This is a genomic window from Mucilaginibacter sp. 3215, from assembly GCF_050433785.1.
Lineage (GTDB): Bacteria > Bacteroidota > Bacteroidia > Sphingobacteriales > Sphingobacteriaceae > Mucilaginibacter.
Genome location: NZ_JBNPWO010000001.1, coordinates 751,472 through 776,056, shown reverse-complemented (window position 1 = coordinate 776,056; position 24,585 = coordinate 751,472). Strand labels below are relative to the sequence as shown.

General features: G+C 45.0%; 22 protein-coding genes and 1 riboswitch. Of the genes, 20 read left to right on the top strand and 2 right to left on the bottom strand.

What is annotated here, in order from left to right:
- Positions 1–21: 21 nt before the first annotated feature.
- The 11 genes from ABIC84_RS03310 (at position 22) to ABIC84_RS03260 (ending at position 15,269) form a co-directional block, all read left to right on the top strand.
- Positions 22–1,365, top strand: coding sequence for a family 43 glycosylhydrolase (locus tag ABIC84_RS03310; protein WP_429262651.1), 1,344 nt, complete (start codon positions 22–24; stop codon positions 1,363–1,365).
- 29 nt (positions 1,366–1,394) lie between these two features.
- A complete protein-coding gene (locus ABIC84_RS03305) occupies positions 1,395–2,576 on the top strand; it encodes an endo-1,4-beta-xylanase (protein WP_429262650.1) in 1,182 nt (393 codons plus the stop codon).
- Between the two features lie 10 nt (positions 2,577–2,586).
- Positions 2,587–4,161, top strand: a complete 1,575-nt coding sequence (locus ABIC84_RS03300) for a glycoside hydrolase family 43 protein (RefSeq protein WP_429262649.1) — start codon at positions 2,587–2,589, stop codon at positions 4,159–4,161.
- A gap of 54 nt (positions 4,162–4,215) precedes the next feature.
- Positions 4,216–6,315 carry an alpha-L-arabinofuranosidase C-terminal domain-containing protein gene (locus ABIC84_RS03295; RefSeq protein WP_429262648.1) on the top strand — a complete coding sequence of 700 codons (2,100 nt, stop codon included), beginning with the start codon at positions 4,216–4,218 and terminating at the stop codon, positions 6,313–6,315.
- Between the two features lie 417 nt (positions 6,316–6,732).
- Positions 6,733–7,389 (top strand): hypothetical protein, encoded by a 657-nt coding sequence (locus ABIC84_RS03290; protein ID WP_429262647.1) that lies wholly within the window; start codon positions 6,733–6,735, stop codon positions 7,387–7,389.
- A gap of 423 nt (positions 7,390–7,812) precedes the next feature.
- Positions 7,813–8,538: a hypothetical protein gene (locus ABIC84_RS03285; protein WP_429262646.1), complete on the top strand. Its 726-nt coding sequence runs from the start codon at positions 7,813–7,815 to the stop codon at positions 8,536–8,538.
- 363 nt (positions 8,539–8,901) lie between these two features.
- Positions 8,902–11,256 (top strand): AAA family ATPase, encoded by a 2,355-nt coding sequence (locus tag ABIC84_RS03280; protein ID WP_429262645.1) that lies wholly within the window; start codon positions 8,902–8,904, stop codon positions 11,254–11,256.
- Positions 11,257–11,597: 341 nt separating this feature from the next.
- Positions 11,598–11,789, top strand: coding sequence for a cold-shock protein (locus ABIC84_RS03275; RefSeq protein WP_090527544.1), 192 nt, complete (start codon positions 11,598–11,600; stop codon positions 11,787–11,789).
- Between the two features lie 71 nt (positions 11,790–11,860).
- On the top strand, positions 11,861–12,313 hold the full coding sequence (locus tag ABIC84_RS03270) for a cold-shock protein (RefSeq protein WP_429262644.1): 453 nt from the start codon (positions 11,861–11,863) through the stop codon (positions 12,311–12,313).
- A 58-nt stretch (positions 12,314–12,371) separates the two neighbouring features.
- Positions 12,372–12,698 (top strand): hypothetical protein, encoded by a 327-nt coding sequence (locus ABIC84_RS03265; protein WP_426587234.1) that lies wholly within the window; start codon positions 12,372–12,374, stop codon positions 12,696–12,698.
- 165 nt (positions 12,699–12,863) lie between these two features.
- Positions 12,864–15,269: an outer membrane beta-barrel protein gene (locus ABIC84_RS03260; RefSeq protein WP_429262643.1), complete on the top strand. Its 2,406-nt coding sequence runs from the start codon at positions 12,864–12,866 to the stop codon at positions 15,267–15,269.
- 140 nt (positions 15,270–15,409) lie between these two features.
- Here ABIC84_RS03260 and ABIC84_RS03255 read toward each other — a convergent pair whose 3' ends face one another.
- Complete coding sequence (locus ABIC84_RS03255; RefSeq protein WP_429262642.1) at positions 15,410–15,676, bottom strand: rhodanese-like domain-containing protein; 267 nt, start codon at positions 15,674–15,676, stop codon at positions 15,410–15,412.
- Between the two features lie 12 nt (positions 15,677–15,688).
- Positions 15,689–16,339, bottom strand: coding sequence for a DedA family protein (locus ABIC84_RS03250; protein WP_429262641.1), 651 nt, complete (start codon positions 16,337–16,339; stop codon positions 15,689–15,691).
- A 287-nt stretch (positions 16,340–16,626) separates the two neighbouring features.
- Positions 16,627–16,718, top strand: a riboswitch (TPP riboswitch).
- 65 nt (positions 16,719–16,783) lie between these two features.
- Between ABIC84_RS03250 and thiS the strand changes: the two genes are divergently transcribed.
- The 9 genes from thiS (at position 16,784) to ABIC84_RS03205 (ending at position 24,528) form a co-directional block, all read left to right on the top strand.
- Entirely contained in the window at positions 16,784–16,987 is a 204-nt protein-coding gene (gene thiS / locus ABIC84_RS03245; protein WP_429262640.1) for a sulfur carrier protein ThiS, read from the top strand.
- 17 nt (positions 16,988–17,004) lie between these two features.
- Positions 17,005–18,888: a phosphomethylpyrimidine synthase ThiC gene (gene thiC, locus ABIC84_RS03240; RefSeq protein WP_429262639.1), complete on the top strand. Its 1,884-nt coding sequence runs from the start codon at positions 17,005–17,007 to the stop codon at positions 18,886–18,888.
- Positions 18,888–19,496 carry a thiamine phosphate synthase gene (locus tag ABIC84_RS03235; protein ID WP_426587226.1) on the top strand — a complete coding sequence of 203 codons (609 nt, stop codon included), beginning with the start codon at positions 18,888–18,890 and terminating at the stop codon, positions 19,494–19,496. Before thiC ends, ABIC84_RS03235 begins: the two co-directional genes overlap by 1 nt.
- Positions 19,493–20,137, top strand: a complete 645-nt coding sequence (locus tag ABIC84_RS03230) for a thiamine phosphate synthase (protein ID WP_426587224.1) — start codon at positions 19,493–19,495, stop codon at positions 20,135–20,137. The genes ABIC84_RS03235 and ABIC84_RS03230 overlap by 4 nt, the downstream gene beginning before the upstream one ends.
- Positions 20,138–20,147: 10 nt before the next feature.
- A complete protein-coding gene (locus tag ABIC84_RS03225) occupies positions 20,148–20,915 on the top strand; it encodes a thiazole synthase (protein WP_426587222.1) in 768 nt (255 codons plus the stop codon).
- Positions 20,908–22,020: a 2-iminoacetate synthase ThiH gene (gene thiH, locus ABIC84_RS03220; protein ID WP_091164005.1), complete on the top strand. Its 1,113-nt coding sequence runs from the start codon at positions 20,908–20,910 to the stop codon at positions 22,018–22,020. Before ABIC84_RS03225 ends, thiH begins: the two co-directional genes overlap by 8 nt.
- A 4-nt stretch (positions 22,021–22,024) precedes the next feature.
- Positions 22,025–23,086, top strand: coding sequence for a molybdopterin-synthase adenylyltransferase MoeB (gene moeB, locus ABIC84_RS03215; RefSeq protein ID WP_429262638.1), 1,062 nt, complete (start codon positions 22,025–22,027; stop codon positions 23,084–23,086).
- Between the two features lie 6 nt (positions 23,087–23,092).
- Positions 23,093–23,926: a bifunctional hydroxymethylpyrimidine kinase/phosphomethylpyrimidine kinase gene (thiD, locus tag ABIC84_RS03210; RefSeq protein WP_429262637.1), complete on the top strand. Its 834-nt coding sequence runs from the start codon at positions 23,093–23,095 to the stop codon at positions 23,924–23,926.
- Positions 23,927–24,210: 284 nt separating this feature from the next.
- Entirely contained in the window at positions 24,211–24,528 is a 318-nt protein-coding gene (locus tag ABIC84_RS03205) for a hypothetical protein (protein WP_429262636.1), read from the top strand.
- Positions 24,529–24,585 lie beyond the last annotated feature (57 nt).

Sequence of the window (24,585 nt, the reverse complement as noted above, 5' to 3'; positions counted from 1 at the left end):
CAGATCAAAGACATTCCGTTCATGAAAAATATTAAGTTCTGGCTATTGCTATTCGGATCAGTACTGGGCTTCGCCGGGCAATCCATAGCGCAAAATCCATTAATCAGGGACCAGTTTACGGCCGATCCCTCAGCCCGCGTTTTTGGCGACAGGGTGTACGTTTATCCATCGCATGATATTAAGGCAACGCCTGGCCATGGCCGCCCTGGTTGGTTTTGCATGGAAGATTACCACGTTTTTTCATCAGCAAACCTGACCGACTGGACTGATCACGGCATGATCATCAGTCAAACAACAGTGCCCTGGGCCGACCCTGCTTCGTACAGCATGTGGGCTCCCGACTGCATTTTCCGCAACGGCAAATATTATATGTACTTCCCTACTACCATGAAAGGCAGCGAAAACGGTCGCGGCTTTACCATAGGTGTTGCCGTGGCCGATAAACCTTATGGACCGTTTACCCCTCAGCCAGAACCTATAAAAGGGGTGCATGGCATCGATCCTAATGTGTTTATTGATAAAGACGGACAAGCCTACTTGTATTGGGCACAGGGTAACCTGTATGCTGCAAAACTTAAAGAAAATATGCTGGAACTTGCATCAGAACCAATAATTTTAGCCGAACTGCCTGATAAAGGGCTGAAAGAAGGCCCTTACCTGTTTGAACGCAATGGCATTTATTACCTCACCTATCCGCATGTGGCCAATAAGATTGAGCGATTGGAATATGCTACCGGCAACAACCCGATGGGGCCTTTTAAATTTGCAGGCGTGATTATGGATGAGTCGGCTTCCGGCTGCTGGACCAATCACCAGTCAATCATCCAGTTTAAAAATCAATGGTACCTGTTTTACCACAACGACGACCTGTCGCCGCAATTTGATAAAAACAGGTCGATAAGGTGCGACAGCCTTTTTTTTAACGCCGACGGAACGATCAAAAAAGTTATCCCGACCCTACGTGGCGTGGGGATCACCAAAGCCTCGGAAAAAATACAGATAGACAGGTATAGCGATAAGGACAGTACCGTTAAAATCTCCTTTCTTGATACCGCAAAAAGATTTGACGGCTGGAAGACTACGTTCAACAATGCAGGTAGTTGGATCCGTTACAATCGTGTTGACTTCGAAGGCAAAAAGTTTAAAGAATTACAGATCATGGCAAATGCAGCAAGCAAAGCGACTATTGAAGTACGGCTTGGCGATGCGCGTGGACGTATATTGGCTTCGGCAAACATTGCCGAAGGGAACGACTGGCAAGTTATAAAAACTAATCTCGCCTCTCTCCCACCGAAAATAGCCAACCTGGTAATAGTATTAAAAAGCGGCACCGGCGTTAATATCGACTGGATAAGTTTCAAATAAATTAAAATTACACCTGCAACTGATCCAACATGAAATTTAAAACGATTACGACATTAAAATTCCCGCTGTTACTAACGGGATTTGCCGCTCTGGTATCCTTTACGAACCGACAGGCACTACATCATAACACAGATTATGGCCGGGCTGCAACCTCATCACATAAGGCCGATAAGGGATTGAAAGATTATTACCGAAGTTACTTCCCTATTGGCGTAGCTGTTAACATGGCCGCAATAAACGGACCTGAAGCAGAACTGATTGCAAGGGAGTTTAACAGCGTAACACCGGAAAACGACATGAAAATGGGCCCCATTCATCCCCGGGAAAATGAATATAACTGGAAAAACGCCGACGCTATCGTAGCATTCGCGCAAAAGCACCACATGAAAATCAGGGGCCATAATTTGCTTTGGCATGCGCAGGCACCTGCATGGATGTTTAAAGACAGCACGGGCAAACAGGTAAGTAAAGACGTGTTACTGAAACGGCTTAAGGATCATATTACCACGGTAGTCAATCATTTTAAGGGTAAAATATACGCGTGGGACGTAGTTAACGAAGCCATTGATGATAAACCCGATAACTATCTGCGTAACTCATTATGGTACCAGATCTGCGGCGAGGATTTTATTGCCAAAGCGTTTGAATACGCCCATGAAGCCGACCCAGACGCCCAGCTTTTTTACAACGATTACAACAGTGAAGTTCCATCCAAACGGGATAAGATCTGTAAATTGCTCAGGAACCTTAAAGACGCCGGGGTGCCTGTAACCGGAGTAGGTTTGCAGGGCCACTGGAAATTAACTGACCCCAGTTTGCAACAAATAACTGAAGCTATGGATAAGTATGCAGCACTTGGATTAAAGCTGCAGATCACGGAGCTGGATGTTACGGTACGTACAGGCCCACCGCGTAAAGCAGGCGATCAAACGCTAACGGATTCCGCTTATACGGAAACTATGGCCGCTCAACAAGCCGAAAGGTATAAGGCCATTTTTGAAATCTTCAGGAAATACAAAAAAGTAATAACCGGGGTTACTTTTTGGAATGTATCAGACCGGTACAGCTGGCTTGATTTCCGTGGTGGCGGTATTGCCGGAGGCGCAGCTGCGACCGAGGGCACAAGCCGCAAAGTGATCAAAGCCTACCCGCTGTTGTTTGATGAAAAACTTCAGCGTAAAAAGGCATATTGGGCAGTGGTTAACTTTTAACGTAAAATGAATGAAAACAAAAAACATCGCATTTCTTAAACTGGCAGTTACCTGCCTTTTATGGCGACTGGCAGTTATGCCGTTAAACGCGCAGACAGCACAAAATCCTATCATATATGCAGACGTTCCGGATGTATCGATGATCAGGGTTGGCGATACTTATTATGCAAGCAGCACCACAATGCATCTTAGTCCCGGGCTGCCAATCATGAAATCAAAAGATTTGGTGAACTGGCATATCGTGAGTTACGCGTATAATACGCTTGATGGTGGAAATGCCCTTAACCTGGCAAACGGAGCAAACGCATATGGCAGGGGCTCATGGGCAAGCAGCTTGCGTTATCATAACGGTACTTTTTACGTTTCTACATTTTCGGGCACTACCAACAAAACCTATATCTACAGCACAAAAAACATTGAAAAAGGCCCATGGAAAGAAATGTCCTTTAAACCGGCATTACATGACCACTCACTTTTTTTTGACGATGACGACAAAGCTTATATGATCTATGGGAGCGGCAAGATCATACTGGCCGAACTGAATGATGACCTGTCTGGCGTCAATCCTGATAAAAAACCGCAAATCCTGATCGAGAATGCAAGCGCTGCTGCCGGTCCCAATATTGGTTTGCCTGCCGAAGGCTCGCAGCTGTTCAAAATTAAGGGTAAATATTACCTTTTCAATATCAGCTGGCCTAAAGGGGGAATGCGTACCGTTTTAATCCACCGGGCCGACAAGTTGACCGGCCCTTATGAAGGCCAGGTAGGGCTTCAGGATAAAGGCGTGGCCCAGGGCGGGCTTATCAATACCCCGAAAGGCGATTGGTATGCCTATTTATTTCGTGATTTTGGCGCCGTTGGCCGGGTGCCGTACCTGGTACCGGTTACCTGGACAGACGGATGGCCTGTATTGGGTATTGATCACAAAGCACCAGATACGCTTGATTTACCTGCAAATAAAAGCCTGATCCCGGGCATCGTATCCCCGGATGAATTTAGCCGTAAAAACGGGAAGCCAATGCTGCCTTTGGTATGGCAATGGAACCACAATCCGGATGATCAGTTATGGTCGTTAAAAAAACGGCCCGGCTATCTGAGATTGACCACCGGACGGCTTGACAGCACAGTACTATCGGCACGTAACACCTTAACGCAGCGCACCATCGGTCCCCAATGTTCGGGAACAACTTTAATTGATGTTTCCAACATGAAGGATGGAGACTTTGCAGGGCTGGTTTTACTGCAAAAAAAGTATGGCTTCGTTGGTGTAAAATCAGATCATGGCTCCAAACAAGTAGTTATGATCAACGCGCAATCCGGATCGGCTATTGAAGCGGCCAGCATACCTTTAAAGCAAACAACCATTTACCTTAAAGCAAGCTGCGATTTTACTAACCGGGCAGACAAAGCCTACTTTTTCTATAGTCTCGACGGGCGCAAATGGGAACCTATTGGCATACCGCTGCAAATGGTTTATACGCTTCCCCATTTTATGGGATATCGCTTTGGCGTGTTTAACTATGCAACCAGGCAATCGGGCGGTTATGTTGATTTCGATTTTTTCCACATCAGCAATGCACAATAAAACAACTATGCATCAGCCCGATTATCATTTCAGAATAACTAAGGAATCCCACCAATGACAAAAAAGCTACTATTCTTAACCACGTTATGCTTAAGTGCATTCGGTGGCTTACAAGCGCAAACCCGCCTCAACCTGGATCTTACCCAAGGTGTGAACGTAAGTCCGAAGCTTTACGGGCTTATGACCGAGGAGATCAATCATTCATATGACGGAGGTTTATATGCCGAACTGATCCGTAACCGGGTTTTCAAGGATAACCCAAACCAGCCCGAAGGCTGGAGTGTTGTTCAGGATGGCGATAGCAAGGCATCGATACAGCTAATTGGTGCCGATCCGGCCAATGTCCCTTTTGATCAGGGGCGCAATGCTATTAACGCGGCACTTACCACCTGCCTTAAGCTTACGGTTAGCCAGACAAACGGTAACCGCGCGGGCATTGCCAACAGTGGCTTTTGGGGTATTCCGGTTACACCGTCAACTACTTATCGCTGCTCATTTTATATCAAAACCGGCACTGTCAATTTTCCGCGGGGTAACCGGCCCGACGCTGCTCCGCCAGCAACAGCGGTTACTGAAGATGGTCCCGGTATTATCAACATTAGTTTGGAAAGCACCGATGGCAAAACAACTTACGCAAGGGGCACAATCAACCTCGAAAAAAGCATGTACTGGAAAAAGCATGAGTTAACCATCACAACCGCTGCAAATATCAAACCTACTGCCGACGCGCGTTTTGTGATTTCATCTACCCGGACAGGCACTTACTATTTTAACCTCGTTTCCTTATTTCCCCCAACGTATAAAAACAGGCCAAATGGCAATCGCATTGATTTAATGCAGATGATGGCCGATATGAAACCTACCTTTCTACGCTTTCCAGGCGGCAACTTTTTAGAGGGGCCGTACCTGGGTGATGCCTTCCCATGGAAAACAACCTTAGGCCCGCTGGAACAGCGCCCCGGCCATACAGGCAGCTGGGGGTACCGGGCAAGCGACGGTATGGGCCTGCTGGAATTTTTAGAGTGGTGTGAAGATTTAAAAATGGAACCGCTTTTAGCCGTTTTCGCCGGTTACTCATTACGTGGTGACCACATCGATGCGGGGCCTTTATTGGAGCCATATGTTAAAGACGCGCTGGACGAAATTGAATATTGTATTGGCGATACCAAAACTTACTGGGGTGCAAAACGGGCTGCCGACGGCCACCCGGCTCCCTTTAAACTGACAGATATAGAGATAGGAAATGAGGACTGGTTCGACAGGTCGCATAGCTACGATGGGCGCTTTAAACAATTTCAGGCTGCTATAAAAGCCAAATACCCTCAGTTACGCTGTATTTCTACCATTGAAAGTTATAAGCCCGATAAGGTGACCAGTGTTAAACCCGAAATGGTTGACGAGCATTATTACCAATCGGCCTGGCAGATGGAAGAAGACGCGGCAAAGTATGATAGCTATAACCGTGCAACCAGCCCTAAAATATTTGTGGGCGAATGGGCCACCCGCGAGGGCGCGCCTACCACTAACCTGAATGCCGCCCTCGGAGACGCCGCCTGGATGACCGGCATGGAACGCAACAGCGACCTGGTGGAGCGGTCATGCTATGCACCATTATTTGTGAACGTAAACCAGGCAGGCAATGGCCAACCTAAAGCCTGGCAATGGGACTCTGATCTGATTGGTTATACAGCCCTTAAAAGTTATGGATCACCATCCTATTATGTGCAAAAGATGTTCGGCAGCTACCTTGGTACCAAGGTGGTGCCAATAACAGCCGAAAATGCCCCCTTACGCAAACCGGCAGTTAAAGACACCGCCGGCATAAGCCATTGGCCGGCAAACGCGCGGCGCCCTAAGGCCGAGCGTCCGGCGTTATTTTTTGTTTGTACCCAGGATGCCAAAAACATATATCTGAAGGTGGTGAATACCGACGATATGGCCCGGGAAATCGACATCAACCTGAAAGGCGGAGATGTGGCTGCAAATGGCACCCTGGTTGTACTAAAGGGCGATAAACCGGAAGATACCAATACAATTGACGAGCCGACGAAAATAGTGCCGGTTACGTCGACTATAACCGGGCTTGGCCGGTCATTCAAACACACCTTCCAGCCTTACTCTGTAAACGTCATCAGGCTGTCGAAGCGCAAATAGGTCATTGAGCTGAAGTTCAATTCAAATATATTATCAAATATGAAAAGCCGGCCTCCCGGCTTTTCGCATTTAATTTAAGTTTTTGGGCGAATGGGCTTGCCCTCGTCACCTGGCCTGAACCAATAGTTAATTTGCCCCGCGATGGCATAAGGGAGAGTTTATCTTATATATCCATAGCACCAGAGGGGGGTTAACAGGGTTAACACAATTTCAGAAATCGACTTACAAACAGCTGATAATCAATCAAATAAAATTAACCGGGGTTACACTATCGTTTAACCAGAAAGCAACCATACCGCTAATGCACTGACAATCAAAGATATACACAAAACCACAGGGTTAACATGGTATTTTACTAAAAATATTAGCATATTTATAATAAATTTCCGATCTTTATTTAAAAGATTGCCGAACCTGATGGAACCTGAAAATACCTTATCAAATTTAACGCCTTCAAGAGAGAAGCTCGACCGTGTATTGGGCCTGCAAAAGATCACCTTAACAGATATTGAAGATTTGAACGATGCTGAACGCAATTACCTTGCCGAATTTAGTACCGAAATGCTGCAACGGTTAACAGATGAAGAACGGGACAAGTTTATAGATAAAATAGCGGAGATCATGCTGCCGAGCACAAATGAGCAGATCTGGGAACATAACCACTTAGTTATTAGCCGGGCCATCGAAAAGCTGATTGCCCAAAATGGCTCCATGCCCCCTAAATTTGTAATAGCCCGGGAGTGTGGCCTGAGCCGGCAAACTGTTGCCAAACACCTTACAGGCTATAAAACACATCCGCAATACCTTGCCGAAATGGAGCAGTTTAAATATATGGTCCCTAAAATACTGGCCAACGTTTGTAAACTTGCCTGCAACGGCGATGTAAAGGCTGCCCGCCTTTATTTTGAAACGGTTGGCGCTATAAATAAACGCCGGCCCAACACCGTTATCAACGAGCAAAACAACTACCTGCAAATAAACAAGACCATATTAAGCCAGGAAAACCTGAAACAGCTGAGCAAGGAGCAGCTGAATCAAATTGAGCTGATTGTTAGTGGGATTGGGGGAAGATGAGTTTTTTTGGGGGGGGCGTGGTTGATTTTCGGATTGTTAGGATTATGCTGTACTGAGTGCCTGATATTTTAGTAGCCATAATATCTACTCAACAGCCCCATTATTTGTCGACGGGAATAGCATAACAATGGGCTTATAACTTGCGCCAGTAGCAGCGCCGGCGAAGAGCGTGGCGTACTTGTGACTTTTAAGCTGTAAAGCTATTTTAGGACAAGTTTTAGGATAAGACGAAATATCATGAGTACTCTGCCCACAATGTCCAACGCTGCACACTCGCACCGGTTAGGGCATGTGTGAATTTTTAACACTAAAATTGTTAGTAAATCAGTCGAATGTGCAAAAGTTATCCTGCGTTAACATACTTATTATTCGTACCTTAGATACCATACCAAAGAAGTTGGTATTTGAAGAAACATCAAAGAGATGAGTGTGATCGAAGAAGAAGTAAAGGTCCGTAAAGTTGTTTTAGATCCGAGAATATCGTTGACAATGATAGGCAGATTTGTAGTGGCGTCTGAAAGAGGTAAGCTGGGTATCATTAAAAAATGTAAATACCCTTCGGACTTTGTACCGGGGTATCATGAACTGGCGAGGAAACTGGTTTCCGAAACGCTTACAGGAAATTTCAGGGGCGACTATGACCTTTATTTTGACGAGTTTAAACGTAAGGCTAAAGAGTATCGTGTGGCAGCACTTCAATATTCGAAAGAGAAGGTTGGCTATAAGAACAACTTCTATTCTGCAGAAGGTCTGGATGGTGTAGTTGCTATGGAAGGGTTGTTAACACCCTTGTTTGACGAATATACTTATTACAGCAATCTTTCGCAAAAGAAAAGCGCAATCATGTTGAACTCCGTCCGTGTCGGTTCAATGGCAGACATGCTGCTGTTTGACCAATATGGTTTAGACCACATCGGCTTTTTAAAATTCAATTTTTCAAAGACCAAATTTCCGGCAGAAGAAACAGCCGTAAAACTTAAGGTATTAAAAACATTTTACGAAGGAAAGAACATCGTACTAAACGCTAAAGACTGCATTTTGGTTGATGTTACTGCCCGCAGGATTTACACCTTGGATGAACTGGCTGACGCCGGAAAAATGCTGAACAAGTCTACCATATTGATTCGGGATAATTGGGCTCTGATCTGATTCACGAGACCTATACCTATGCATATAAGCTGTAAGAGCTTCTCCCCCTTCCGGCTCTAAAAAAAAGATAGAATAAATAAGTTTCTTATAACCAGCGCAAACATGCAGCGCCGGCAAAGGGCGTGGCGTACTTGTAACTTTTAATTTGTAAAACTATTTTAGGGCAAGACACCTATTTAGGACAAGAAGCAAAATGTGTACGCTACCCACAATATCCAGCGCTACATAGGGCCAGTTAAAGAAGAATGGCTTGTATAATTTTACAGCAAAACTGCTTAACCATTGAATTAATATCCGAACATAACTGATATAGTTTATTTATTAAGTTTGATAAACCTTATCGTAAACTAATTATAATAAGTTATGATCTCAAAAATTGATGTTCCGCAGTTCGGCCTATTTAATAATTATGCGTGGGATATCGCTATCCAAAATGAAACGTTCAAAAAATTGAATATCATTTATGGGCGAAATTACTCCGGAAAAACTACGTTAGCTCGCATGTTCAAATGTGTAGAAGATGCGGTAATGCACAGGGATTATCAACAATGCCAGTTCAAGGTTACTTTAGACAATGGTCAGCAGATAACTAATAATAATTTATCAGATTTCGCCCAGCACTATAAGATCCGAGTATATAATACAGATTTTGTGAGGGAAAACTTAGGATGGTTGCATCGCGACGATGGCACGATCAAACCATTTACCATCTTGGGTGCAGCGAACGTAGAACTCGAAAAACATATTGAGGAGATCGTTGAGAAATTAGGTTCGATTGAAGACAATAAAGGCTTAATATTTGAGCTTGCTACCGAGGAAGCGTCATTAGCAGACTTACGAAAAAAAAACAATAACAGAGGTAACGAACTGGAAGATAAGCTCAGAAAACGCGCTGCCGACCATATTAAAGTTACAGATACATTATTTATTGCAACAACCGCTAAAAAGACCTATACAATCAATGATATAAAGTTAGATATTGATACCATAGGTGATACGCCCAATGATTATATCCTCGACACTGATGCAACGGAAATATTGTTAAAGTTGCTTAAAGAAATGTCGATGGATGATGTAAATCCGTTACCAGCCAGTAAACCTAAGTTTGCCGAATATGCTCAGGACTGTGAAAATATACTTCAACAAAAGATAACACCAAGCAAACCAATTATAGAACTCATAAACGATAGCCTTTTGCAGGAATGGGTTCGTCAAGGGATTGATAAACACCGGGATAAAAGAACGGCATGTGGGTTTTGTGGAAATCCTTTGGGAGATGAACTTTGGGATAAGCTTGACCAACATTTCAGTAAAGAATCAGAAGAATTAAGGGCCAGAATAAAAAGCAAGATAGATGAACTAGAGATCGCGAAAAAAGGGTTAAGTAGCTTTATGAACTTAAAGCGAGACCGATTCTATGGAACCTTGCAAAGCGACTTTGATAGCGCCGTAAAGCTTTGGGGTGTTGCCAGTAATGTTTATATGGAAAATATCGAGCGGCTGATTTCCGAATTGAAAGCCCGTCAAAACGACATCTTTAAGGAACGCAGCCTACCAGAATTAACCGACGCGTCAGATAGTCTCGTCATCGCGATCAAAGCGTTTAATGATGTGCTTACCAACCACAACCGAAAGACAAGCACGCTTGGTAAGGATCAGGGTATTGCACGTAAAAAATTGCGCTTGGCACATATTGCACAATTTGTTACAGATATTGATTATAAAAACGTGTTAGCAGCAGTTGAAGTAGAAGATAGTCGTTTAAACCTGATTAGCGACTCAATGAAAAGCAAACGCGAAGAAATTATTCGGTTACAAGACGAAAAAAGAAGATTAGAAGCACAGGCCAAAGATGAAAGCAAAGGTGCAGAACTTGTTAACCAACACCTTTCTCATTACTTCGGGCACAATGAATTAAAACTTGTCGCAGAGGGAGAACAACCTAATATCAAATTTAGCATTCATCGTGATGGAGCCCCCGCAAATAATTTGAGTGAAGGAGAATGTAGCCTTATCTCGTTCTGTTATTATGTTGCCAAGATCGAAGACGAATTAAAAGACGAGGTAGAAAGCAACAAATTGATCATCTATATTGATGATCCGATATCCAGTCTGGATAGCAATCATATCTTCTTTATGTTCAGTCTGATTGAAAATGTGATCGCCAAGCCAAAAAAATATGGCCAGCTCTTTATTTCAACCCATAACATGGAATTTTTGAAATACTTGAAGAAACTGACGGGGATGCAAAAAAATAACGCCAAAAATCACCGACACTTTATGATCCAACGCTATAGCAAAGACAATACTTGGCTTGTGATGGCACCGGACTATCTCAAAAATTACATCACTGAATTCAATTTTCTATTCGATCCAATCTACCAGTGTTCGCGAGGCGACAGACAGTTTATCAGTGACTATCTACAATATAGTTTTGGGAATAATATGCGTAAATTCCTTGAATCCTACACATTCTACCGATATCCCACCCACCACCTAAGTTTAGAAGACAGACTTCGTAAATTCTTTAATGATGGGGTAACATATAGTTTGGTTAATCGGGTCATCAATGAATATTCACATATGGAAGATCAATTTGACAGGGGCATGCAACCTGTTGATATCGATGAGATAACTAAGGTTTCCAGCGCGGTTATAGAACGCATAAGAACTGTTGACCCAGACCAGTTCGAAGCATTAATGGACAGTGTAAATTAAGTTGCTTAATAAAAGTAAACCTAATCCCCCGTTGCTGCAAGCGTCCTCACTTGTGACCCGCGTTCAGGGAAAGGAAGCAAGGATATATTTAAATCAATGTACGGCATTGCAGTGATCACAACAAGAGATCTGAACAAAACGATCAGCATGCCGGTAGTGCATTTTATTAAAAGGTCAACAACGGATTTTCTTAAGAAAATTGAAGGTAACTCAAAACACCCTTTAACAGCACTCTGGGCCTTTCTTTGCATTTGCCAATTAAATAAATGTTAAATAATTTTACGAAAAGTAAAATACATCAATAATTATAGTTATATTGCACACTTATTAACAACAATATAATGCAACAAGGAACAGTAAAATTTTTTAATGAAGCCAAAGGTTTCGGATTTATCACACCTAACAATGGTGGCAGCGAAATCTTCGTTCATTCAACAGGTCTGATTGACAATGTTCGTGAGAACAGCGCCGTTAGTTATGACGTTGAAGAAGGCCGTAAAGGTCCGAATGCAGTAAATGTAAAAATAGCTTAATCACTATATCATCATTTTAAAAGCATCCTCCCATCCGGGGGGATGCTTTTTTGTTACACTTAATCAAAAACATGGGTAGATCCACCGAAACATTTAACAAGAAAGAGCGCGAAAAGAAAAAGCTCAAAAAACAACAGGACAAAAAAGAAAAGGCCGAAGATCGTAAAGCCAACGCTGTTAAAGGACAGGGCTTTGAAGATATGCTGGCTTATGTTGACGCAAACGGCAACATTACCTCCGTGCCCCAGGACCCCGGTAATCGGAAAAAGGTATTGGCGCAGGACATCCTCATTGGTACGCCAAAACAGGAGGAAGTTGAAGTAGAAATTGTAAGAAAAGGCACAGTAACATTCTTTAATGAATCTAAAGGGTTCGGTTTCATCAAAGACCTGCAAACCCAGGAAAGCATTTTTGTTCATGTCAACGCGGCTTCTTTTGCCATCAAAGAAAATGACAAAGTTACCTTTGAAATAGAACAGGGGCAAAAGGGGCCTACCGCTGTCAAAGTCGCTAAAGCGACCTAAGGCTTAATTAATCGCTTCAACAATAAACAAGATAAATCCTCATACAATAAATATCAGAATGACCGATAAACAAACAGCACACTACAAAGCCAGCGAATATATTTATGACCTGGGTAATACCGCTTTGGAGAATGGTTTTAAACCCGATGAGCATTGGGAGGTACAAATGGCTACCGCCGCTGAGAAAAAAGCTTTTGAGAAACAGTACTATCCCACAGTAGCGACAAGCGTATTGCCCGAACTGTTAAAAGCGACTTTTGCCCTGGTAAAAACGCAATTGAACCAGGTGATGAAGGCACAAACAGTGAAATCGTCAGATCGTTTCGCCCCCGAGCCGGTGTACGAATACCTGGTTGCCTTTAATTTAAACCGCGTAAGGCGTTAATGTTGATAGTTTCCCACCTTGGCGCGGGTATGCAGGGTTGGGTTTAGATGCGGCATACCAGTGACTTTCAAAGTAAAAAAGTGATTTTCACCCATATTTTCGCACCTTAAATTGCAAACATCCGCCTAACCCTGATTATCTTACGGGATTATTAGGATTGACTGAATGACCCGTACACTTTTACTCTTTCTACTGGCCCTGTTACCCCTGGGCGGCTTTGCTCAGCAGTTTACGCTGATAGTGGTTAAAGAAAATGCCCAGCCCGCCGATGGTGCTACCGTTAAACTGATCCAGGCTAATAAGCAGGCCAGTATGATCGTAACTAACGCCCGCGGCCAGGCCAGGTTTCAGAACATTGCGCAGGGAGCATTCAGCTTCTCGGTAACTTATACGGGATATCAGCCCCAAACCACCCGCAGCTATACCATTGCGGAGAATATTAAGCAGGATACCATCCGCATACAAGCCCTGAGTACTGTACTGAAAGAGGTGAACATCACTGCCAAAACGCCGCCGGTAGAGGTGAAGCAGGGAAAGGTGATCGTAAACGTTGATGCTTCGGTAACCAACGTGGGGGCTACGGTTCTGGAAGTATTGGAGAAATCGCCGGGGGTAATGGTCGACCGTAATGGCGGCATTTCTTTACAAGGCAAGCCCGGGGTGCTGGTGATGATAGATGGCAAACCAACCTACCTCTCCGGTGCCGACCTGAACAACCTGCTCAGCAGCATGAGCTCCACCCAGGTAGCGCAGATTGAACTGATTGCCAACCCTACGGCCAGGTATGATGCCAACGGGAATGCGGGGATCATCAACATTAAAACCAAAAAGAACCGGCAAAAGGGGTTCAACGGGTCGGTTACGGCTACGGTGGCGCAGGGTGTTTACTTCAAAACCAATAACACGCTCACGCTCAATTACCGCGCCGGGCGCGTCAGCACTTTCTTTAATTACAATATCAGCCGGCAAAAATACCTTACCAACCTGTACGCGCTGCGTAAATACACCGGCGCCGACGGGGCTACCACCGCAACGCTGGACCAGCCATCGCACTTCACCGGCACGCTGCTGAACAATACGGCCAAAGCGGGGCTGGACTATGAAGTTTCGCCTAAAACAACGGTTGGCATTGTGCTTGGCGGAACCATGATCCACCGCGAGGGCAACAATACGGCTTCGGCGCGCTGGCTCAACCCAAGTGGCGCGGCAGATTCTGTCATCGCTACCGATAACGCCAACAACAGCCGGTTTAAAAACGGCCAGGTGAGCCTGAGCCTCCGCCATGTCATCAGCAAAAACCAGGACATCAGCGCTGATGCCGACTGGCTGCACTACAACATTACCAGCGACCAGAATTTCAACAACCGCCTGCAAACCACCGGCGGTTATAACGAATCAACCCGCGCCAACATCCCCACCGGCATCAACATACTCTCGGGCAAAGCCGACTATACGCTTAAAACCGACAGTGATGGCCAATTTCAGGCAGGCTGGAAATCGGCCCACAGCAGTACTGATAATTCCGCTGGTTATCAAAACCTCAATGCGGGCCAATGGACTGATGACCTGACCCGCAGTAACCATTTCCTTTACAGTGAGAACATCCACGCGGTTTACACGCAATGGGAGCGCAAGCATAAGGCCATTTCCTATCAGGTAGGCTTACGTTATGAGCATACCGATTATCACGCCCATCAACTGGGTAATGTGCTGCAAAAAGATTCGGCCTTTTCGCGCAACTACGGCAGCTTTTTTCCCAGCGGCTATTTCAGTTACCAGGCCGATACTGCAAATAGCTTTACTTTAACGGTAAGCCGCCGTATTGATCGCCCGGTTTACCAAACGCTTAACCCATTTTATTTTATCATTAACAAGTACACTTATCAAACGGGCAACCCTTATATTTTACCCCAATACAGCTGGAACCTGGAGCTGAGCCATCAATACAAAAACCTGCTCACCACCACGGTATCTTACAGCAATATCAACAACTACTTTTCGCAGATCTTTTTGAGCGGCCCTACCCTTGCGGGCATTTTGCTGTATACACAGGGCAACGTGGGGCGCACGTATATCATCGGCGTATCCGAAGCTATCACGGCCTCCCCCACCAACTGGTGGACGCTAACAGCACAGGCGCTGTACAATTACAAAAAGCTGAGCGGTTTTAACGGCAATCATTACACATCAGATATTAACCAGCTTAACCTCAACGCCAGCAACCAGTTCACCATTGGCAAACGTTTTACAGGCGAGGTATCGGGCTTTTATACCACCCGCGCCCGCAATGACGTGCAGGAACGGCTATACCCTACCGGGCAACTCTCGGCAGGGCTGGGCATGTCGGTACTAAAAAAGAAAGCCACCCTGAAGCTGAGCATGCGCGATATATTTTACACCAACGCCATGGAGGGCTTAACGCAGTTCCCCAACGCCACCGAGTATTTTAAGATTAAGCGTGATAGCCGTGTAGTAGTGCTTGCGTTCACTTATCGTTTCGGCAAAACCTTCAAAACGGCCAAGCGCGACAATGGTGCAACCGATGAAATGCAGCGTGTAGGGAATGGGTAATGAAGGAGAATAAGAAGCTGTTTTAAAATAAAAAAGACGTCATTGCGAGGTACGAAGCAATCCCCAACAGGCAGAGACGCCGTGCAAATCCACCCTGCAGAGCAGGAGATTGCTTCGTACCTCGCAATGACGTTGGGAGTCTAAAGAAATGTAACCTGCTGGCCTGATTGGGCCCATGCATCAATCCCTCCTACTAAAGGCCGGATGCGCTTCAGGCCAACTTTACGCAATTTCTCTGCATATCTTGCAGCGGTTATTTCATTCGGGCACGAACAGTAAATAACAATCTCCTTATGCCCGGCATATCGGTTGGCAATATCATTAAAACTGTTTTCGTCTATAGGGACTGAACCCGGTATAAATCCATTTCTTGTGCGCTGATCTATCGGGCGTGCATCAAGTATCACAGGGTTCGATTCTCAGTCAATCAGCTCTATCAAATCATTCACAGTTAACCTATCCGTTTCAAACTGCCTGATAAGACGATACCGCCGAAGCCATTTGAACAAAAGGTATAAACCGAACAGCACGACGACAAATAAACCGCCCATCGTGCCATAATGACTTAATGCGGCGATCAAACCATCAACCTGGTGCCGAAAAACTGCACCCAGCGTCACTGCCGCGCCGAGATAGATAAGTGCTGCGATGGATGAAAAAAACACAAATAATGTCACCCGCATTGCATAAACCCCGGCAACAACAGGTGCCAGTGTTGACAGCCCCGGAATAAATTTAACAATGGTTAACGCCGGGGCGCCGTAGCGTTCAAAAATATCGCCGGTGCTGCGAACACAGGTATCCGGTGACATAGAAATTTTACATAATTTCCCAAGGATCCCCGTTCCGTATCTCTTCCCGGCAAAATATAATATGAGGTCGCCTGCTAAGGTACCCAGTGATCCGGTTAAAATGAGTATGATGATATTAGCTTCGGTTGCAGGTGTTACAGCGGTAGTTACAATCAATACTGCAAATGCAGGCAGCGGCAATCCAACACTCTGTAAAAGAGTGATCAAAAATACCAGCCAGAGCCCATAGGTTTGTACTAATTCAACTAATGTGTTCATACTTCAGTTGCAGCTAAGATAAGACACTTATTTTTATTGACCGGCCCGATTTTGCCGATTAACAATTATTTGACATCAGGTTGAGAGTAGTTTATTATTTTATGGATTTTGAGTTAAGCTGACGATAATTTGCCTGATGCTTTCAAATTATTTTCGTCAGCATTAACACAATTCAATCACTTGATATTCAATACACTTACACGTTAAAACAAATTATCATCAGCAGTAACCAGATAGTCTTAACATAAAATTGATTTGGATTAATCAATTTTATTCCTTTAGCTTTACTGCAACTTTAGGGGTGTCCTGACGGACTGAGATAATACCCTTTGAACCTGATCCGGGTAATGCTGGCGAAGGGAAAAGTGACGACGACACTATTGGTGTTGTTTTTTCTTTCCTAATACGGGGACATTCCTACAGTTGAAATTTTAATGCAACGTAATGGAAGTAACCGTTAATCAACAAAATTTTATTGTGCCTGATAACTGCAATGTGCAGGTTTTGCTCGCTGATGTCTTGCAGCACCCCGACCGGGGGCTGGCCATTGCCATCAACGAAGCTATTGTTCCCAAAACCCTATGGGAAAACCACAAGCTCAATCAGGGCGATAAGGTCATCATTATTAAAGCCACCCAGGGAGGATAAACACCCAATAGCCTTTTATGAAAACAGAAAAAACACCTACAGCACAAGCCATCACGCAAACACCGTTTCCGGCGTCGCGTAAGATTTACGTTAAAGGACAATTGCACGATATTGACGTGCCCATGCGCGAAATAAGCCTGAACGACACCAAACTACATGGCCGTTTTGGCGAAACCGAGCCCAACGCCCCGGTAACTGTTTACGATACCAGCGGCCCTTATACCGATCCAAACATAGCCATCGATGTTAAAAAAGGTTTGCCCCGCCTGCGCGAAAAATGGATCACTTCGCGTGGTGATGTTGAGTTGCTGGATAGCATATCATCAGCATATGGCCGCGAACGCTTAAACAGTAAAGAGCTTGATCATTTACGTTTTGGCTATCACAGTAAACCTTTCCGCGCCAAAGCAGGCATGAATGTATCGCAACTGCACTACGCAAAAAAGGGCATCGTTACACCCGAAATGGAGTACATCGCCATACGCGAAAACCAACGCATCGATCTGCTTAAAGAACAGTTGAACGGGCAATATGATGTAATGAGCCAACAGCATCAGGGCCATAGCTTTGGCGCCAATACACCTAAAGGTTACATTACCCCCGAATTTGTAAGACAAGAGGTAGCCGCCGGTCGGGCTGTTATCCCATCAAATATCAATCACCCCGAAAGTGAACCGATGATCATTGGCCGTAATTTTTTGGTTAAGATCAATGCCAACATCGGCAACTCGGCAGTTACCTCGAGTATTGAAGAAGAAGTAGAAAAAGCCGTTTGGGCATGCCGCTGGGGCGCCGATACCATTATGGACCTGTCGACAGGTAAAAACATTCACGAAACCCGCGAATGGATCATCCGCAACACACCAGTACCCATAGGTACCGTGCCTATTTACCAGGCGCTCGAAAAAGTGAACGGCAAAGCCGAGGACCTTACCTGGGAACTGTTTCGGGATACGCTGATAGAACAGGCCGAGCAGGGTGTTGATTATTTCACTATCCATGCGGGTGTTTTACTGCGCTATGTGCCTTTAACAGCCAAACGTATTACCGGCATTGTATCGCGCGGTGGTTCTATCATGGCCAAATGGTGCCTGGCCCATCATAAAGAGAACTTTTTGTACACGCATTTTGAGGAGATCTGCGAGATCATGAAAGCGTATGATGTCGCCTTCTCGTTAGGCGATGGCTTGCGCCCCGGCTGTATTGCCGATGCCAACGACGCCGCGCAGTTTGGCGAGCTGGAAACCCTGGGCGAGCTGACCAAAATAGCCTGGAAGCACGATGTGCAAACCATTATTGAAGGCCCCGGCCACGTACCCATGCACCTCATCAAAGAGAACATGGAGAAACAACTGAAGCATTGTTCTGAAGCGCCTTTTTACACTTTAGGGCCATTAACTACCGATATTGCTCCGGGATATGATCATATCACTTCGGCTATTGGTGCTGCTATGATCGGTTGGTTCGGTACCGCTATGTTGTGCTATGTGACCCCTAAAGAACACCTGGGTTTGCCCAACAAAAAGGATGTTAAAGACGGCGTGATCACGTACAAAATTGCTGCCCACGCTGCCGATTTAGCCAAAGGTCATCCCGGTGCGCAATATCGCGACAATGCATTGAGCAAAGCACGGTTCGAGTTCAGGTGGGAAGATCAGTTTAACCTGTCGTTAGATCCGGATACGGCTAAGGAATTTCATGATGAAACCCTGCCTGCCGAGGGAGCCAAGATCGCGCATTTTTGCTCGATGTGCGGACCGAACTTCTGCTCGATGAAAATAACCCAGGATGTACGCGACTTTGCTAAAGAGAACGGTGTTAACGAAGCCGATGCGCTAACCAGGGGCATGGAACAAAAATCGAAAGAGTTTGCCGAAAAAGGCAGCGAAATATACCTGTAATGGAACTGATCGTGATATCGGCCCCGGATACTGTGATAGATGAAGCACAAACAATCAACCGCTTGTTCGGGGCCGGTTTGCAGCGTTTCCACCTGCGCAAACCAGGTTGGGATCTCGATCAATGTACCAATCTGATTACTCAGATTGACCAGGCTTATCATCATGCTATAGTTTGTCATCAGCATCATAGGCTGGCCAAAGTTTTTGAGATGCGCTGTTTACATTATACCGAAAAGGATCGTATCAAAAGCGACCACTTGAAATTAAACATTCAGCTTAATGAAGGCTACCGATTGAGTACTTCGATACATGATGTTAGCGCCACATCCTCACTAAAACATTTTGAGTACACATTTTTAAGCCCGGTGTTCAATAGCATATCCAAGCCAGGTTATCAAAGCATGCTGCCTGCCAGTTTTTGTTTAGACCGTAATAAGTCCGGACCAAAAATAATAGCGCTTGGCGGCGTGGATATATCCAATTTAAACCTGCTAAAAAAGATGAATTTTGACGGGGCAGCAGTTTTGGGTGCTATCTGGCAAGATCCCAAGCAGGCTGTTTCCAATTTTATAAGCATTAAAAAACAAACCGAACAATTAAATCCATGATTGATAAACTGCATTATATCTCTCAACAGCCGCAAAACGGCACACATGCCGGCGCTATCAAAGCCGCTTTGGATGCCGGTTGTAAATGGGTACAGCTAAGGGTTAAAGATCAACCGGAAGATCTCATTCTGCAATATGCCATCGAGGTCGTTAAACTTTGTGACGGGTACGGTGCCAGATTAATAGTGAACGACCATCCTGAAATTGCAAAAAAGGTGGGTGCCCATGGGCTGCACCTGGGTTTACAGGATATGCCCATACAACAGGCCCGTCAGATTGTTGGCCATGATATGATCATCGGTGGTACGGCCAATACATTTGCGCATGTAAAACAGCGCGTTGCCGAGGGCGCCGACTATATCGGTCTCGGGCCCTACCGGTTTACAACTACCAAACAAAAGCTGAGCCCTGTTTTGGGACTGGACGGTTATCAGGATATTATGGATCAGATGCGTCTTGCAAATATGAGGATCCCGGTAATCGCTATCGGCGGCATTGTGCCGGCCGATATACCGCTGATCATACAAAGCGGCATATATGGTGTTGCGCTGTCCGGCGCCATCACCCACGCCACTAACGCCAGGCAAGTGGTTTCGGAAATATACCATCATTTAAATCAACCTTCGTTTAACGAAGCTTAAAATCAACACTATGTTAACCATCGCTGATAAAACTTTTCAGTCGCGCTTATTTACAGGCACCGGCAAATTTAACTCGCCTGCCATGATGGAGGAGGCTTTGCTGGCCTCAGGCTCTGAACTGGTAACTGTAGCCCTGAAGCGCGTTGATGTAAAAAACAACGACAACGACGATCTGTTGCTGCATTTAAAATATCCGCATATTAACCTTTTGCCTAATACCTCAGGTGTGCGGAATGCTAAGGAGGCTGTGTTTGCCGCCCAACTTGCCCGCGAGGCGCTGGAAACCAACTGGATAAAGCTGGAGATACATCCAGATCCCAAATACCTGATGCCCGACCCTATAGAAACCCTAAAAGCTACCGAAGAACTGGCGAAACTGGGTTTTACAGTATTGCCCTATATCCATGCCGACCCCGTATTATGCAAAAGGCTTGAAGAAGCCGGTACTGCGGCTGTGATGCCTTTAGGCTCGCCCATAGGTAGCAATAAGGGACTTAAAACCATCGATTTTTTAGAGATCATCATCAGCCAAAGCAGTGTACCCGTTATTATTGATGCGGGTATAGGAGCTCCGTCTGATGCCGCCAAAGCGCTTGAAATAGGCGCCGACGCCGTACTGGTAAATACAGCCATAGCGGTATCAAGCAACCCTGTACAAATGGCCGAAGCATTTAAACTGGCCGTTGAAGCCGGCCGGATGGCTTTTGAGGCCAAACTGGCACAACCGGTATCACATGCTATGGCAAGTAGTCCACTAACTTCTTTTTTAGATGAGTAGTTTTAACGATATTTTTGAAACTTATAACTGGGATGATACCAAGGCCAGTATCTACGCCAAAACCAGCGCGGATGTTGAACGCGCCCTGGCTGCGGATAAAAGAACATTGGAAGATTTTAAGGCCCTGGTATCACCTGCTGCAGCGCCCTACCTTGAGCAAATGGCGCAGATCAGTCAGCGTCTGACCCTGAAACGTTTTGGCAAGGTGCTGCAGATGTATGTACCGCTTTATCTATCCAACGAATGCAGCAACATCTGTACTTATTGCGGCTTTAGTTACGACAACAAGGTAAAACGCAAAACGCTTTCGCCAATGGAAATTATGCAGGAAGTGGCCGTTATTAAAGAGATGGGCTATGAGCATGTATTACTGGTAACCGGCGAGGACAACGTGAATGTGCACGTTGATTATTTTAAAAAAGCGCTCGAATTGATCAGGCCTCATTTTGCCCATATCTCGATGGAGGTGCAACCGATGGATCTGGAAGATTATCAGCAGCTAACGCCTTATGGCCTCAATACCGTGCTGGTATACCAGGAAACTTATCATAAAGAGGATTACAAAAAACACCACCCCAAAGGCAAAAAATCAAACTTTAAATACCGGGTGGAAACGCCCGACAGGTTGGGCCAGGCCGGGATCCATAAAATGGGACTGGGCGTTTTAATTGGTTTGGAAGACTGGCGCACTGATTGTTTTTTCACCGCGATGCACCTTAATTACCTCGAAAAAAAATACTGGCAAACTAAATACAGCCTTTCGTTCCCGAGGTTGAGACCTTTTAGCGGCGGCCTCGAGCCAAAGGTGGAAATGAATGACCGCGAACTGGTACAACTGATCTGCGCTTATCGTTTGTTTAACGAAGAGGTTGAACTTTCGATATCCACCCGCGAATCGGCTAACTTTCGTAATAATATCATTAAACTGGGCATAACTTCAATAAGCGCGGGCTCAAAAACCAACCCGGGCGGATACGCTGTTGAACCTGAGTCGCTGGAGCAGTTCGAAATTTCCGACGAGCGCAGTCCTGCGGAAATTGCAGAGATCATTGCCCAACAGGGTTACGAGGCGGTTTGGAAAGATTGGGACAACTGTTTAACCTAAGGATATGCTGGAACGCGAAGAACTGAAACGGTATAACCGGCAAATGATATTGCCCGAGCTGGGCCTGCAGGGACAAGAAAAACTAAAAGCAGCCCGGGTGTTGATGATAGGTGCCGGCGGATTAGGTTGCCCCATTTTGCAGTACCTGGTAGCAGCCGGAGTAGGCACCATTGGTATTGTGGATGATGACATGGTTGATGTCAGCAACCTGCACCGGCAAATATTATATGCTGCCGCTGATATTGGCCAGCCAAAGGCTTTGATAGCCAAGCAAAAACTAAACCAGCTTAATCCTTTTGTAGAGCTGATAGCTTATACCGAAAGGATTATTGCTGCCAATGCGCAACAACTGATAAGCAATTTTGATATGGTGATAGATGGTTCTGATAATTTTACCACCCGCTACCTGGTGAATGATACTTGCGCCACCCTTGGCAAACCGCTGGTATTCGGATCGATATTTAAATTTGAGGGACAGGTATCGGTGTTTAATCATCAGGGCGGCACCGGCTATCGTGACCTATTTCCAGAAGCGCCACCCGAAAATGAAGTGCCCAACTGTGCCGAAATTGGTGTTATTGGCGTGTTACCCGGTATAATAGGTACTTATATGGCCAACGAAGCCATTAAGTTGATTTGCGGTATTGGGGAGCTACTATCTGGTAAACTATTAACCCTGAATGCGCTTGACAATAGCATCAGTGTTTTCAAAATTTCTGCCGCAACGCCTTCACTCCCGGTTAACATTTCTCAGCCGGTTGAAAGTGATAAAGTTATAAATGAAATCGACGCCGACACCTTTAAAAAATGGCACGCGGAAACACCTCACGAAATTTACCTGGTTGATGTGCGTGAAACCTATGAATTTGACGATGAAAATATAGGAGGAATAAATATCCCGCTTTATGAATTGGAAGAACACGCTAATATTTTTCCAAGCGGTAAAAAGCTGATATTTATCTGTCAAACCGGGCAACGCAGTAAAATAGCGGCTCAGCAAACCAGGTCTTTGTCGGGGATAGCTGCCTTCAGTTTAAAAGGGGGCATTAACGCCTTTAATTTTTAAAACGAAATGCTGCAGTATTATCAATATTGTTCGGTATTAACCATCGCCGGCTCCGATAGCGGCGGCGGTGCGGGCATTCAGGCCGACTTGAAGACCTTTGCCGCCCTGGGTTGTTACGGCACCTCAGCCATTACTGCCATTACCGCGCAAAACACCCTGGGAGTAACTGATATTCACGTTATTCCACCGGCAATGGTGCAAAATCAGATCAGCGCAGTAATGAGCGATATCCGGCCTTTGGCAGTGAAGATCGGGATGCTGCCAAATGCGGAAACTGTGCAGGCGGTAGCCGATGCTTTAAAAAAATACGAACCGCTACCCATCATCCTCGACCCAGTTATCAGCTCAAGCAGCGGAAAACAACTGGCAAATAACGAAGCATTGCTTGCCATGAAGGAGCTACTTTTTCCAATGGTAACCCTGCTCACGCCAAACCTGAATGAAACAACTCAACTAACGGGCAAACATGCCGGCAATGTTGATGATATGATAAACGCGGCAGAAGCATTGTTAGATTTAGGTAGCCAGGCCGTTCTTGTAAAAGGCGGCCACTTAGATGGGCTTGAACTCTACAACGTATATGCTGATCGGCAAGGTGTAAGAAAAACTTTCGCTTACCCTTTTATAAACTCCTTAAACACACACGGAACAGGCTGTACACTGGCTTCAGCTATCGCATCTTACATAGCACGAGGGCAATCTCTACCCGAAGCTATTGCTTTGGCCGGGAATTACGTTAATATCGCCATCAAAGAAGGGCAGAATGTAAAGACAGGCGAGGGATCTGGGCCTCTTAATCATTTTTTTAAGCCTCGCAAGTTGGCGAAGCTCAATTTCTGAAGGCGTATATCACTCAAGTCTGATAATAGTTTCGCTGCAGCTGAGAATCCTTGTACAAGTCAGTATAAAATCATCTAATCGTGATACTATATTTCGTCAATACGATCAACTATTGTCAAAATAAAGTGTATAATATTTTTATTTAATATACAAATACCTACAAATCAATAATTTACTATTGGCATAAGTATTGTCTCAGCTCATCTCCGATAACCGTAGCTTAACACATTCTGTTTTAACTATGGAGCCATTACACACGATAATTAATCCTCAAAAATTAAAAGATGAACAGCGAACAATTAATTGAATTAACCCGGGAACTAATTTACCACGCAACGCATTTTGACGTACAATACGTTGATAAAGCTTATGCCGATAATTTACTGATAGTAAAAGTTGATGAAGGCGGGCTTGTTGATACCATGAACAAAGAGCAACTCATGTCATTTATACAGCAAAACAAAGATTTAAATACAGAACCACTTTCTACCAAAACCGACTATCACTACCCCGTATGTGATGGGAATATGGGCATGGTGGTAATTACACGAGAACTTGTATTTGACGGCAAATTGAACAGAAAATATTTTACCGTGATATAGGAATATCTATCAGGCCGATGGCAGGTTGTTAAAGAATCGGCAGTGGTCCGTAATTAA

Excerpts from the sequence above, each read along its gene's own strand:
- ABIC84_RS03230 (WP_426587224.1), top strand. The coding sequence starts at position 19,493 with ATGATTGATAAACTGCATTATATCTCTCAACAGCCGCAAAACGGCACA.
- ABIC84_RS03235 (WP_426587226.1), top strand. The coding sequence starts at position 18,888 with ATGGAACTGATCGTGATATCGGCCCCGGATACTGTGATAGATGAAGCA.
- ABIC84_RS03290 (WP_429262647.1), top strand. The coding sequence starts at position 6,733 with ATGGAACCTGAAAATACCTTATCAAATTTAACGCCTTCAAGAGAGAAG.
- ABIC84_RS03275 (WP_090527544.1), top strand. The coding sequence starts at position 11,598 with ATGCAACAAGGAACAGTAAAATTTTTTAATGAAGCCAAAGGTTTCGGA.
- thiD (WP_429262637.1), top strand. The coding sequence starts at position 23,093 with ATGCTGCAGTATTATCAATATTGTTCGGTATTAACCATCGCCGGCTCC.
- ABIC84_RS03265 (WP_426587234.1), top strand. The coding sequence starts at position 12,372 with ATGACCGATAAACAAACAGCACACTACAAAGCCAGCGAATATATTTAT.
- ABIC84_RS03250 (WP_429262641.1), bottom strand. The coding sequence starts at position 16,339 with ATGAACACATTAGTTGAATTAGTACAAACCTATGGGCTCTGGCTGGTA.
- ABIC84_RS03310 (WP_429262651.1), top strand. The coding sequence starts at position 22 with ATGAAAAATATTAAGTTCTGGCTATTGCTATTCGGATCAGTACTGGGC.
- ABIC84_RS03225 (WP_426587222.1), top strand. The coding sequence starts at position 20,148 with ATGTTAACCATCGCTGATAAAACTTTTCAGTCGCGCTTATTTACAGGC.
- thiS (WP_429262640.1), top strand. The coding sequence starts at position 16,784 with ATGGAAGTAACCGTTAATCAACAAAATTTTATTGTGCCTGATAACTGC.
- ABIC84_RS03205 (WP_429262636.1), top strand. The coding sequence starts at position 24,211 with ATGAACAGCGAACAATTAATTGAATTAACCCGGGAACTAATTTACCAC.
- thiC (WP_429262639.1), top strand. The coding sequence starts at position 17,005 with ATGAAAACAGAAAAAACACCTACAGCACAAGCCATCACGCAAACACCG.
- ABIC84_RS03300 (WP_429262649.1), top strand. The coding sequence starts at position 2,587 with ATGAAAACAAAAAACATCGCATTTCTTAAACTGGCAGTTACCTGCCTT.
- ABIC84_RS03260 (WP_429262643.1), top strand. The coding sequence starts at position 12,864 with ATGACCCGTACACTTTTACTCTTTCTACTGGCCCTGTTACCCCTGGGC.
- ABIC84_RS03295 (WP_429262648.1), top strand. The coding sequence starts at position 4,216 with ATGACAAAAAAGCTACTATTCTTAACCACGTTATGCTTAAGTGCATTC.
- moeB (WP_429262638.1), top strand. The coding sequence starts at position 22,025 with ATGCTGGAACGCGAAGAACTGAAACGGTATAACCGGCAAATGATATTG.
- thiH (WP_091164005.1), top strand. The coding sequence starts at position 20,908 with ATGAGTAGTTTTAACGATATTTTTGAAACTTATAACTGGGATGATACC.
- ABIC84_RS03285 (WP_429262646.1), top strand. The coding sequence starts at position 7,813 with ATGAGTGTGATCGAAGAAGAAGTAAAGGTCCGTAAAGTTGTTTTAGAT.
- ABIC84_RS03305 (WP_429262650.1), top strand. The coding sequence starts at position 1,395 with ATGAAATTTAAAACGATTACGACATTAAAATTCCCGCTGTTACTAACG.
- ABIC84_RS03280 (WP_429262645.1), top strand. The coding sequence starts at position 8,902 with ATGATCTCAAAAATTGATGTTCCGCAGTTCGGCCTATTTAATAATTAT.
- ABIC84_RS03270 (WP_429262644.1), top strand. The coding sequence starts at position 11,861 with ATGGGTAGATCCACCGAAACATTTAACAAGAAAGAGCGCGAAAAGAAA.